This is a genomic window from Pseudomonas sp. PICF6 (assembly GCF_009831705.1).
GTDB lineage: Bacteria > Pseudomonadota > Gammaproteobacteria > Pseudomonadales > Pseudomonadaceae > Aquipseudomonas > Aquipseudomonas rhizophila.
Window position 1 is genome coordinate 222,059 of record NZ_WUUD01000026.1, and the last position, 11,339, is coordinate 233,397.

At 58.2% G+C, this 11,339-nt stretch carries 11 protein-coding genes and 1 pseudogene; 2 read left to right on the forward strand and 10 right to left on the reverse strand.

Translation table 11 applies throughout. The annotated features are described in order from the left end of the window. Nucleotides 1-721: 721 nt before the first annotated feature. From GSM73_RS17545 to rplM, 7 genes are all read right to left on the reverse strand, one after another. Nucleotides 722-1,135: a ClpXP protease specificity-enhancing factor gene (locus tag GSM73_RS17545; protein WP_047228570.1), complete on the reverse strand. Its 414-nt coding sequence runs from the start codon at nt 1,133-1,135 to the stop codon at nt 722-724. A gap of 16 nt (nt 1,136-1,151) precedes the next feature. Next, nucleotides 1,152-1,769 (reverse strand): glutathione S-transferase N-terminal domain-containing protein, encoded by a 618-nt coding sequence (locus GSM73_RS17550; protein WP_047228571.1) that lies wholly within the window; start codon nt 1,767-1,769, stop codon nt 1,152-1,154. 149 nt (nt 1,770-1,918) lie between these two features. Next, a complete protein-coding gene (locus GSM73_RS17555) occupies nt 1,919-2,701 on the reverse strand; it encodes a cytochrome c1 (RefSeq protein ID WP_047228572.1) in 783 nt (260 codons plus the stop codon). Further along, nucleotides 2,701-3,912, reverse strand: a complete 1,212-nt coding sequence (locus tag GSM73_RS17560) for a cytochrome bc complex cytochrome b subunit (RefSeq protein ID WP_047228573.1) — start codon at nt 3,910-3,912, stop codon at nt 2,701-2,703. Before GSM73_RS17560 ends, GSM73_RS17555 begins: the two co-directional genes overlap by 1 nt. Next, nucleotides 3,912-4,505 carry a ubiquinol-cytochrome c reductase iron-sulfur subunit gene (gene petA / locus GSM73_RS17565; protein ID WP_047228574.1) on the reverse strand — a complete coding sequence of 198 codons (594 nt, stop codon included), beginning with the start codon at nt 4,503-4,505 and terminating at the stop codon, nt 3,912-3,914. The genes GSM73_RS17560 and petA overlap by 1 nt, the downstream gene beginning before the upstream one ends. Before the next feature lie 256 nt (nt 4,506-4,761). After that, a complete protein-coding gene (gene rpsI / locus GSM73_RS17570; protein ID WP_003205364.1) occupies nt 4,762-5,154 on the reverse strand; it encodes a 30S ribosomal protein S9 in 393 nt (130 codons plus the stop codon). A gap of 14 nt (nt 5,155-5,168) precedes the next feature. Then, nucleotides 5,169-5,597, reverse strand: a complete 429-nt coding sequence (rplM, locus tag GSM73_RS17575; protein ID WP_003205365.1) for a 50S ribosomal protein L13 — start codon at nt 5,595-5,597, stop codon at nt 5,169-5,171. A 245-nt stretch (nt 5,598-5,842) separates the two neighbouring features. Between rplM and GSM73_RS17580 the strand changes: the two genes are divergently transcribed. Further along, nucleotides 5,843-6,883 carry an NADP(H)-dependent aldo-keto reductase gene (locus tag GSM73_RS17580; protein ID WP_047228575.1) on the forward strand — a complete coding sequence of 347 codons (1,041 nt, stop codon included), beginning with the start codon at nt 5,843-5,845 and terminating at the stop codon, nt 6,881-6,883. Nucleotides 6,884-7,016: 133 nt separating this feature from the next. Here the strand turns inward: GSM73_RS17580 and GSM73_RS17585 are convergent, their stop codons facing one another. Continuing rightward, the gene (locus GSM73_RS17585) at nt 7,017-8,153 is read right to left on the reverse strand and encodes an acyl-CoA dehydrogenase family protein (RefSeq protein ID WP_047228576.1); all 1,137 of its coding nucleotides are present in this window, start codon (nt 8,151-8,153) and stop codon (nt 7,017-7,019) included. 245 nt (nt 8,154-8,398) lie between these two features. Between GSM73_RS17585 and GSM73_RS17590 the strand changes: the two genes are divergently transcribed. Further along, nucleotides 8,399-9,295, forward strand: coding sequence for a GlxA family transcriptional regulator (locus GSM73_RS17590; RefSeq protein ID WP_172833813.1), 897 nt, complete (start codon nt 8,399-8,401; stop codon nt 9,293-9,295). 190 nt (nt 9,296-9,485) lie between these two features. Here the strand turns inward: GSM73_RS17590 and zapE are convergent, their stop codons facing one another. Together zapE and GSM73_RS27490 are read right to left on the reverse strand one after the other, a co-directional pair. Further along, a complete protein-coding gene (gene zapE, locus GSM73_RS17595) occupies nt 9,486-10,580 on the reverse strand; it encodes a cell division protein ZapE (RefSeq protein ID WP_047228578.1) in 1,095 nt (364 codons plus the stop codon). Nucleotides 10,581-10,680: 100 nt separating this feature from the next. Further along, a pseudogene (locus GSM73_RS27490) lies at nt 10,681-11,339 on the reverse strand (tryptophan--tRNA ligase); the annotation flags it as partial.

Here is an 11,339-nt window from a genome sequence, read left to right on the forward strand (position 1 = left end):
TACCTGCGTTCGGCCAGCGTGGTTAACGGGGCGCCCCAGATCAAAATCAAAAACGAGGCGGCCTGACAGCCGGCCTGTTCTGGAGCGAACGGGTTTCCCCTGTGGGAGCGAGCTTGCTCGCGAAAGTGGAGGGTCAGTTTGCAGTGATGCTTGGATGTACCGGCGTCATCGCGAGCAGGCTCGCTCCCACAGGTTTTTGTGTCGCTTGCAGATGTGTGAGCCCCCACAAATCAATGTGGGAGCGAGCCTGCTCGCGATAGCGGTAGTTCAGCTAAATAGATACTGGCATCTACCCCACTCTTGCTCTTGCTCTTGCTCTTGCTCTGCTTTTGATCTTGATCTCGACGCCCCGTTAAACCACGCTGGCCGAACGCAGGCATTGCGCAGTGGGCATCCCGGCATGGATGCCGGGATAGCCGCGCTGGGCCATGGATGGCCCTTCGCGGCGGGCCCACGGAGCAATGCCTTCGTTCGGGCATGCCGAGCCTAGGCGAGGCACCGAGTGGTGGGGCAGAAGCGTTTTGCTTACTTTTGCGCTTCTCAAAAGTGAGCCGCTGTAAGAGCGGAACCATAAGTAGCCGTTACCGCAGAAACGGATATACACACCCACCAACGACACAAAAAAAATGCCCGCATCTCGCGACACAGGCATTCTCTAAACCAACTTGCCAGGCCTTCACACAACCTGTGGCTACATGGCCTTGTGGCACATATCTGCCAGCTATTTCACCACTTTCAAACTAGGTCGCCCGCTAGGACGCGGCGGCTCGTCATCCGGTGGCGGCAGGTCATCATCAGCCTCGAACTCTTCTTCGCCATCCAACGGCGATTCCAGCTCGAACACCATACCCTGACCATTCTCCCGGGCATAAATCCCCAGGATCGAGGCGATAGGCACGTACAGGGTGTGTGGCACACCCCCGAAGCGTCCCTCGAAACTGACCGCATCATTGTCCATGTGCAGGTGACGCACGGCGGCCGGTGATACGTTCAAGACAATTTGCCCATCGTTGGCAAAACCCTGCGGCACCTGCACCGATGGATACTCGGCGTTGACCAGCATGTGCGGGGTGCAATCGTTGTCCACAATCCACTCGTAGAGCGCGCGGACCAGATAAGGTCGACTGGAGTTCATAGCGGCTCCCTAAGCCTTAGCGCATGTCACGTTCGACACCAGACAGACTCGCCTGGAATGCCTCACGCGCAAATTGGCGCTCCATATAATCAAGCAACGGCTTGGCAGGCCGCGGCAGTTCAATACCCAGAATCGGCAAACGCCAGAGTATTGGCAATAGGCAGCAATCCACCAGGCTTTGTTCCTCACTGAGGAAGAATGGCTTGTCGATGAACAGCGGCGATACGCCAGTCAGGCTTTCACGCAATTCTTTGCGCGCCACGACCCGCGCAGGTTCTTTGGTTCGTGAATCCAGGATCAGGTCCACCAACCCGCACCAGTCACGCTGGATGCGATGGATCAGCAAACGGCTGTTGGCCCGCGCAACAGGATATACCGGCAGTAAAGGCGGATGCGGATAACGCTCATCCAGGTATTCCATCACCACTGTCGACTCCCACAATGCCAGGTCACGATCGACCAGCGTGGGCAGGCTGCCGTAAGGGTTCACCTCGATCAGCTTCGGCGGCTGACGGCCCGCTTCGACATAAATGATCTCGGCGCTGACACCCTTCTCTGCCAGTACGATGCGTACCCGGTGGGAGTAGTGGTCGGCGGGGTCGGAGTAACAGGCCAACCGATTGGTCACGCCCATGGCGATCCTCCTCGCTTGTTGAAATTATCGAAAAACGGAAAAACGAGCGCGCCCAAAGGGCGCCTCCCGTAACACCTGGCGGACCAGGTTCGTTACATCCAGAGACGCCCTTGGGCGCGCACGATTAACAGCAACGGTTTACAGCTTTATCAATGCACGTCTTTCCAGTATTCGCGCTTGAGCAGGTAAGCGAATACGAAGAAGAACGCCAAATACAGCAACACATAAGTACCGATGCGCTGATGCTCCAGCTTCACCGGGTTGGCCGAGTAGGCCAGGAAGGTCACCAGATTCTTGACCTTCTCGTCGAACTGCTCTTCAGTCAGGCTGCCGGTGTTAGGCAACACGGTCAACTGGTCGCAGGCTTCGTGAGTCAAAGCGGTGCCGGTCAGCGGATCGTATTGCTTCTTGCCGTCCTCGACGATTTGAACCTGTTTGCAGCCTACCACCTGGCGACCCTGCAGGCCGACCAGAACGTTTGGCATGCCGACGTTCGGGAAGACCTTGTTGTTCACGCCCCAAGGACGCGCAGGATCTTCATAGAACGAACGCAGGTAACCGTAGAGCCAGTCGGTGCCACGCACGCGTGCCACCAGGGTCAGGTCGGGCGGTGCAGCCCCGAACCAGGTCTTGGCGTCTGCCGGCTGCATGCCGATGTTCATGTGATCGCCCAGCTTGGCGCCAGTGAACACCAGCTTCTCGAGCATCAACTCATGGGGAATGCCCAGGTCATCAGCTACGCGCTCGTAACGCTGGAACTTGGCGCTGTGGCAGCCCATGCAGTAGTTGGCGAACGTACGCGCGCCATCCTGCATGGCAGCTTTGTCGGAAACGTCGATGTCGACTTTTTCCAGCTCAGGACCACCGGATGCGGACGCAAAGGACAGTACAGGCATAGCAGCAAGAATCAGTACAGAAAATAGCTTTTTCATCAGCCAGTCACCCTTTCCGGAACCGGTTTGGTCTTCTCGAGCCTGGTGTAGAACGGCATCAGAATGAAGTAGGCGAAGTACAGGAAGGTGCAGACCTGCGACAGCAGTGTCCGGCCCGGCGTTGGAGCGAGTACGCCCAGCACACCCAGGATCACGAACGAGATGCAGAACACCCAGAGCCAGATTTTGCTCAGCCAGCCTTTGTAGCGCATCGACTTGACCGGACTGCGGTCCAGCCACGGCAGGACGAACAGCACGGCGATCGCCGCACCCATGGCGATGACGCCCAGCAGCTTGTCTGGAACCGCCCGCAAAATCGCGTAGAACGGCGTGAAGTACCAGACCGGAGCAATGTGCTCAGGGGTCTTGAAGGCGTTCGCCTGCTCGAAGTTAGGCTTCTCGAGGAAGTAACCACCCATCTCTGGGAAGAAGAACACGATGGAGCAGAAGATGAACAGGAACACTACCACGCCGACGATATCTTTGACGGTGTAGTACGGGTGGAAGGCGATGCCGTCCAGCGGTACACCGTTTTCGTCCTTGTACTTCTTGATGTCCACGCCATCGGGGTTGTTCGAGCCGACTTCGTGCAGCGCCAGGATGTGCAGCACCACCAGACCGAGGATCACGATCGGCAGGGCCACCACATGCAAGGCGAAGAAGCGGTTCAGGGTAATGCCCGAGATCAGGTAGTCACCGCGAATCCACTGGGTCAGGTCATCACCGATGACCGGGATTGCACCGAACAGCGAGATGATCACCTGGGCGCCCCAGTAGGACATCTGGCCCCACGGCAGCAGATAGCCCATGAAGGCTTCCGCCATGAGCGCCAGGTAGATCAGCATGCCGAAGACCCACACCAGCTCACGAGGCTTCTGATACGAACCGTAGAGCAGACCACGGAACATATGCAGGTAAACCACGATGAAGAACGCCGAAGCGCCGGTGGAGTGCAGCAGACGCAGGATCGAGCCGTACTCGACGTCACGCATGATGTATTCGACGGAGGCAAACGCTTCTTCCGCCGAAGGGGTGTAACTCATGGTCAGCCAGACACCGGTGACGATCTGGTTGACCAGAACGAGCAATGCCAAGGAGCCAAAGAAGTAGAAGAAGTTGAAGTTTTTCGGAGCGTAATACTTGCTGAGATGGTCTTCCCACATTTTGGTCGCGGGAAAGCGCGCATCAACCCAATCCATGAATTTGCTCATCACGCTGTCTCCGTATCGACGCCAACGACAATGATGTCGTCGGTCTCATAGGAATGCGGGGGAACTGGCAGGTTCAGAGGTGCAGGCTGCGATTTGTAGACGCGACCCGCCAGGTCGTAATGGGAGCCGTGGCAAGGGCAGAAATAACCACCGACCCAGTCCTTGCCCAAGTCGGCAGGGGCTACCTCAGGACGGAACGTTGGCGAGCAACCCAGGTGCGTACAAATCCCGATCAGCAGCAGGACTTGCGGCTTGATCGAGCGTGTCTCCGGATCGACATAGGTCGGTTGCGTCGAGTTCTTGGAGGTAGGGTCAGACAACTGGCCCTCGATCTTTTTCAGATTCCCCAGGATTTCCTCTGTACGGCGGACGATGAACACCGGCTGACCGCGCCACTCAGCAATCATCTGCTGGCCTGGCTCGATCTTGCTGACATCCACTTTCACCGGTGCACCTGCGGCTTTCGCCTTGGCACTGGGAAACCATGACCCCACGAACGGGACCGCAGCCCCCACCGCTCCTGCAGCACCCACCACGGATGTGGCTGCTACCAGGAAGCGACGCCGGCCTGCATTCACGCCGTCATTGCTCATTCAGTCCTCTCCCATCAGCTTTGTGGCCTGTTAAATCAGGCGTCTACTAAGTAAAAATCTGAACTTATAAAAATTTTGCCGAATGGTAATGAAAAGCCCCAGTTCTGACAAGGTAATTACCAAGCGACCCAACCGCCAAGCCTTGTAGTATAGGGGCTTCACGGATGTGGCAAGTTGTCACAGCATAAATCTTTCGCGCATAAAAAAACGCCCAGCTCCGTGAGGAACTGGGCGCCTTTTGAACGCGAAAGCGAAATTAACGCTTCGAGTACTGCGGACGCTTACGCGCTTTACGCAGACCGACTTTCTTACGTTCAACTTCACGAGCATCGCGAGTTACGAAGCCGGCTTTGCGCAGTGCACCGCGCAGAGTTTCGTCGTAATCCATCAGGGCGCGAGTGATGCCGTGGCGGATTGCGCCAGCCTGACCACTTACACCACCACCGATAACAGTGACGTAGATGTCGAATTTTTCGACGGTCTCGGTCAGTTCCAGCGGCTGACGAACTACCATGCGGGCAGTTTCGCGGCCGAAGAAGTTATCCAGGGAGCGGTTGTTGATGGAGATGTTACCAGTGCCCGGACGCAGGAAAACGCGTGCGGTTGCAGTCTTGCGACGGCCAGTGCCGTAATTTTGAGTCGCCGACATAATGAACTATTCCGTTAAAACTTCAGTTCTTGGGGCTGCTGAGCAGTATGAGGGTGAGCAGCGCCCGCATAAACCTTCAGCTTACGATACATGTCGCGACCCAGTGGGTTTTTAGGCAGCATGCCTTTAACCGCGGTCTCGATCACGCGCTCAGGGGCTTTGGCGATCAGCTTTTCGAAGTTGATCGACTTGATGCCGCCAGGAAAACCGGAGTGGGAGTAGTACATTTTGTCAGTGGTTTTAGCGCCAGTAACACGTACTTGCTCAGCGTTGATGACGACGATGTAGTCACCGGTGTCGACGTGAGGGGTGTACTCAGGCTTGTGCTTGCCACGCAGACGGCTCGCGATTTCGGTGGCCAGACGACCCAGGGTCTGACCAGCAGCGTCGACGACAAACCAGTCGCGCTTTACTGTTTCCGGTTTAGCAGTAAAAGTTTTCATTCTTTATAGCCTCAGGGGCCGCCCTGTAAATTAGACGGCGGATCTTACTGAATAGTGCGTACTTTGACAAGTCAAAGGCAGCCGGATACAGACGCTTTCGGGGGCTCGGGTCGGCGCGTCCGTTCAACGGCAAGATTCTTCGGCGGCGGCGCATCACTTCCACTGCAGAAAGAGGTGCGCAATTATGCAGATTGCGAAAAATAATTCAACCTGCTTTTATGATTGTTTTGCCCAAGGAGTTCCCGATGGATTATCGCCAGCTAGGCCGTACCGATCTAAACGTGAGCGCCCTGTGCCTCGGAACCATGACCTGGGGTGAGCAGAACAGCGAGGCCGAGGCCTTCGCCCAGATCGAACGCGCCAAGGGTGCCGGGATCAATTTCATCGACACCGCCGAGATGTATCCGGTACCGCCCAAGGCCGAGACCTACGCCACCACCGAGCGCTACATCGGCAATTATTTCAAGAGCCGCGGCGACCGTGCCGACTGGATCCTGGCGAGCAAGATCGCGGGCCCCGGCAACACCATCGACTACATCCGCGACAAAAACCTCAAGCACAACCGCCGCCATATCGTCGAAGCGGTGGACGCCAGCCTCAAGCGCCTGCAGACCGACTGGATCGATCTCTACCAACTGCACTGGCCGGAACGCAGCACCAATTTCTTCGGCCAGTTGGGCTATCAGCACAAGGCCGACGAAGATTTCACCCCGCTGGAGGAAACCCTCGAGGCCCTGGACGAGCAGGTCCGGGCCGGCAAGATCCGCCACATCGGCCTGTCCAACGAAACGCCGTGGGGCACCATGAAATTCCTCGCCCTGGCCGAAGCCCGTGGCTGGCCGCGGGCAGTGTCGATCCAGAACCCCTACAACCTGCTCAACCGCAGTTTCGAGATCGGGCTTTCGGAAATCGCCATCCGCGAACAGTGCGGCCTGCTGGCTTACTCGCCATTAGCGTTCGGTTTCCTGTCGGGCAAGTATGAAGGCGGCGCACGGCCAGCCAAGGGCCGCCTGACGCTCTACAGCCGCTTCATGCGCTATTTCAATCCACAATCGGAAGCCGCGTGCAGCCGTTATGTGGCCCTGGCGCGGGAACACGGCCTGGACCCGGCGCAGATGGCCCTGGCCTTCGTTACCCGACAACCATTCGTGACCAGCAACATCATTGGCGCCACCACCCTGGAGCAACTGGACAGCAACATCGCCAGCTTCGACCTGAAGCTGTCCGATGAAGTGCTGGCGGGGATCGAGGCGATTCACAAGGATCAGCCGAACCCGGCGCCTTGATCAGTTCATAGCCCCCATCGCGAGCAGGCTCGCTCCCACATTGGATTTATGTCTGACCACAACATTGTGATCGACACAGAGCCCATGTGGGAGCGAGCCTGCTCGCGATAGCGGTCTAACAGTCACTACGACATCAAAGCGACCGCGCAATAATTTCCTTCATGATTTCATTGGTCCCGGCATAGATGCGCTGCACCCGCGCGTCGGCCCACGCCCGGGCGACCGGGTATTCCCACATGAACCCGTAGCCGCCATGCAACTGCACGCATTCGTCGAGCACCTTGCACTGCAGGTCGGTGCCCCAGTACTTGGCCATCGCCGCCGTCGGCACGTCGAGCTTGCCTTGCAGATGCAGTTCCAGGCAGCGGTCGACGAAGACCCGACCGATCTGGATCTCGGTCGCCATTTCCGCCAGTTTGAACCGGGTGTTCTGGAAGTCCGCGATGGATTTACCAAAAGCCTTGCGCTCGCGGGTGTAGTCCAGCGTCCATTGCAGCGCCGCTTCGGCCGACGCCAGGCCGCCAATAGCCACCGTCAGGCGTTCCTGGGGCAGTTCCTGCATCAGGTAGGCAAAGCCCATCCCGGCCTGCCCCAGCAGGTTTTCCTTGGGTACGCGAACATCCTGGAAGAACAGCTCCGAAGTGTCCTGAGCCTTCATCCCGACCTTCTCCAGCCGCTTGCCTTTTTCGAAGCCAGGTGTGCCCGCTTCCACCAGGAACAGACTGGTGCCCTTGGCGCCTGCTTTCGGATCGGTCTTGGCAACCACGATCACCAGATCGGCCAGAAAGCCGTTGGTGATAAAGGTCTTCGAGCCGTTGATGATGTACTCATCACCCTCCAGCACCGCCGTGGTCTTCACGCCTTGCAGGTCGGAACCGGCGCCCGGCTCGGTCATAGCGATGGCCGTGACCATCTCACCAGACACCAGTTTGGGCAGGTACTTGTGTTTCAGCGCTTCGCTGCCGTAGTGCAGGATGTAGGGTGCAACGATGTCGGAGTGCAGCGAGAAGCCGATGCCCGTCAGCCCCAGCCTTCCAATTTCTTCAATCACCACGGTGCTGTAGAGAAAATCGGCATCCAGCCCGCCATAAGCCTCTGGCAGATGCGAGCACAACATCCCCGCCTCCCCCGCCTTGTTCCACAACTGACGATCCACATGCCCCTGTTTTTCCCACTGACTGTGGTACGGCACCGCTTCTTTTTCGAGGAAGGTTCGTACGCTGTCGCGAAACAGTTCGTGCTCGGAACTGAACAGGGTTCTGGGGATCATGGCGCACCTTTGCATTATTGTTCGATGGGGTTATCCAACAGAGCCTAAGCCTGCGGGGGATGACAGGACACTGGACACATCCGACAAAAAATAAGACGATCCAGCCGTCTGGTGACCACTTTCCCCTATAAAAATAAAGATCAATTATGTCCAAACACGTCTCCACGCCTTTGCGGCGCGTCAGCATCCTGGCTATCGACCGGGTTTTCGCTTCCACCCTCATGCAAGCCAAGGATTTTTTCCACCTGGCCAGCCTGCGCTACGGCAAACAACTGGGCCACGGCCTGACACCGGCGTTCGAAACCCGGCTGGTCAGTCCCGACGGCAAACCGGTGAACAGCTTCAGCGACGTGATCATGCCGGTGGACGGCGGCCTGGAAAATACCGATGTGATCATCCTCCCGGCTTTTTGGGATGATTTCGGCACCCTCTGCCAACGTTACCCGCAGGTCCTGCCCTGGCTGCGGGAACAGCATGCCCGTGGCGCAGTGCTCTGCGGCGAGGCGACCGGGGTGTTCTGGCTGGCCGAGGCCGGGCTGCTCGATGGCAAGGAAGCCACCACGTACTGGCGGTTCTTCAACGCCTTCAAGGAGCGCTTCCCCCAGGTCCACCTCAACCAGGACAAGCACCTGACCGACGCCGACAACCTGTTCTGCGCCGGCGGCACGACCTCGGCCTGCGACCTCTATATCTACCTCATCGAACGGTTCTGCGGCGCCAACGTGGCCCAGGCCGTGGCACGAGACATTCTCTATGAAGTGCAGCGCAGCTACTCACCGGGAAGAATCGGTTTCGGGGGCCAGAAACTGCATCAGGATGTGATCATCCTGCAGATCCAGCACTGGCTCGAAGAACACTTCGCCGACAAGTTCCGCTTTGAGGACGTCGCTCGGGAGCACGGTATGAGCATCCGCAACTTCATGCGCCGCTTCCAGACCGCCACGGGGGACAAACCGCTGCATTACCTGCAACGGCTGCGTATAGAAACCGCCAAGGGCTTGTTGTCCGGCAGCCGCAAAAGCATCAAGACCATCAGCTATGAAGTCGGCTACGACGATGCGAGCTTCTTCGCACGGCTGTTCCGCCAACATACCGAGTTATCGCCGAACCAGTATCGACAGCAATTTCAGCAGGCGGCGTGAATCAAGGGTTGAATACAGTCCAATGTGGGAGCGAGCCTGCTCGCGATAGCGGTGTGGCAGCCAGCATAGATGTTGACTGATACACCGCTATCGCGAGCAGGCTCGCTCCCACAGGGTTATGCGGTGCGCCGTTGAGCTCGCACGCGCAAAAAAGGCCTGCAATTGCAGGCCTTTTTTTATCCGAACCGGATTACGGCTTATGCGCCCGCGCCAGGAATTCGTGTGATTGCATTTCCAGCAACCGACTCAAGGTTCGCTGGAACTCAAAGGTCAGGCGACCGCCGGTGTAGAGATCCTTGAGTTCGACTTCGGCCGAAATGATCAGCTTCACGTTACGGTCGTAGAACTCGTCGACCATGTTGATGAACCGGCGGGCAATGTCGTCGGTGGTGACGCTCATTTGCTCCACGTTGCTGAGCAGTACCGCGTGGAAGATCTTGCCCAGCTCGATGTAGTCGTTCTGGCTACGAGGGCCATCGCACAGTTCACGAAAGTCGAACCAAGCCACGTCATCGCAGGTCCGCACGGCGCGGATCTGGCGATTCTCGATGACCAACACATCATTTTCGACCGCCTGGGTGCATTCCGGCGTCAGGGCCCGGAAGCTCTTGCGCAGGCTTTCTTCAGCCGCGGCGTCCAGGGGGAAGTGAAACAGCTCCGCCTGCTCCAGGTGACGCAGGCGATAGTCCACCCCGCTGTCGACGTTGACGATGTCGGTGTGTTCCTTTATCAGCGCAATGGCCGGCAGGAAGCGCGCGCGTTGCAGGCCGTCCTTGTAAAGGCCGTCCGGCACGATGTTCGAGGTGGCGACCAAAGTCACGCCGTTCTTGAACAACTCCTCCATCAAGGTGCCGAGAATCATGGCGTCGGTGATGTCGGAAACGAAAAACTCATCGAAGCAGATCACCCGCGTCTCGTCGGAGAACCGCTTGGCGATGATGGTCAGCGGGTTCTTCTCGCCGCCCAGCGTCTTCATTTCTTCATGCACACGCTTCATGAAGCGGTGGAAGTGCGTCCGTGTCTTCTCCTTGAACGGCAACGCCTCGAAGAAGGTGTCGACCAGGTAGGTTTTACCACGGCCGACACCGCCCCAGAAATACAGGCCCTTGACCGGGACCTGATCCTTCTTGCCGAACAGTTTGCCCAACAAGCCCGGCTTGTTGTTCGACGCGGCGACCAGATCGTCGTACAGGCGCTGCAAATGCCGCACTGCCGTTTCCTGGGCTGCGTCGTGGAAGAACTCCGGGCGTTTCAGATCAGCTTGATATCGTTCTAGGGGCGTCATATTCGTTAGCAAGGCAACAAAAACGGGCCGTCACTGTAGCGACGGCCCGCGGGAATGGCAATCGGCCCTTATTCGAGCCGATGGTCGGAATAGCCCCGGTTCAGTCCTGAACTGGCGTCAGGGCCACGCGCAAAGCCTCGATGGCAGCATCCCGAGCGGCGCTGTCCGCAAAGGCCGGACTGTCGGCCACACAGGCGCCGTCAAGCCAGACACTGAAGCTCAGCTCGTCGCTGCGCACGTCCAGTGGCTGGCCGGCTTGCAGTTGCTTGGTGACCTGGCCCGCGGTCTTGCCATCGGCAAAATTGCGCGACAACACCAATTGCTCGCCATCGGCGGCCAGCAGACGGAAGCGGAAACTGCCGTCGTCTTCGCGAAAGCTCACAAAACGTGCGGCTTTGGCCACTTTCTTTTTCGTGCTGGTCGCCACCTGAACCTGGCTGACAAACGAACGCAGGCCGACGGCTTCGCGCAGTTCGTTGAGGAACGGTGTGGCCACGGCCCGGGCTTTTTTCGCACCCAGTTGCAGGATGTCTTCAAGGTCCGCCGGGCGTTCGATCAACTGGTGATAACGTTCGCGGGACTCGCCCAGTTCACTGTCGAGCAATTGGAACAGGCGGTTCTTGGCTTCGCCCCAACCCAGGCCCTGCAGCAGTTCGCTGCGGAACTCGTCGGACTGCGCTGGCGTGGCGAAGGCCTGGAACAAGGTGAACAGGTGGGAGTTGTCCGGATCCTTGGCTTCGCCCGGTGCGCGGGAGTCGG

What these genes read in the sequence shown, in the direction of transcription:
- GSM73_RS17545 (WP_047228570.1), bottom strand. Translation starts at nt 1,135, where the DNA reads ATGAACTCCAGTCGACCTTATCTGGTCCGCGCGCTCTACGAGTGGATT.
- GSM73_RS17550 (WP_047228571.1), bottom strand. Translation starts at nt 1,769, where the DNA reads ATGGGCGTGACCAATCGGTTGGCCTGTTACTCCGACCCCGCCGACCAC.
- GSM73_RS17555 (WP_047228572.1), bottom strand. Translation starts at nt 2,701, where the DNA reads ATGAAAAAGCTATTTTCTGTACTGATTCTTGCTGCTATGCCTGTACTG.
- GSM73_RS17560 (WP_047228573.1), bottom strand. Translation starts at nt 3,912, where the DNA reads ATGAGCAAATTCATGGATTGGGTTGATGCGCGCTTTCCCGCGACCAAA.
- petA (WP_047228574.1), bottom strand. Translation starts at nt 4,505, where the DNA reads ATGAGCAATGACGGCGTGAATGCAGGCCGGCGTCGCTTCCTGGTAGCA.
- rpsI (WP_003205364.1), bottom strand. Translation starts at nt 5,154, where the DNA reads ATGTCGGCGACTCAAAATTACGGCACTGGCCGTCGCAAGACTGCAACC.
- rplM (WP_003205365.1), bottom strand. Translation starts at nt 5,597, where the DNA reads ATGAAAACTTTTACTGCTAAACCGGAAACAGTAAAGCGCGACTGGTTT.
- GSM73_RS17580 (WP_047228575.1), top strand. Translation starts at nt 5,843, where the DNA reads ATGGATTATCGCCAGCTAGGCCGTACCGATCTAAACGTGAGCGCCCTG.
- GSM73_RS17585 (WP_047228576.1), bottom strand. Translation starts at nt 8,153, where the DNA reads ATGATCCCCAGAACCCTGTTCAGTTCCGAGCACGAACTGTTTCGCGAC.
- zapE (WP_047228578.1), bottom strand. Translation starts at nt 10,580, where the DNA reads ATGACGCCCCTAGAACGATATCAAGCTGATCTGAAACGCCCGGAGTTC.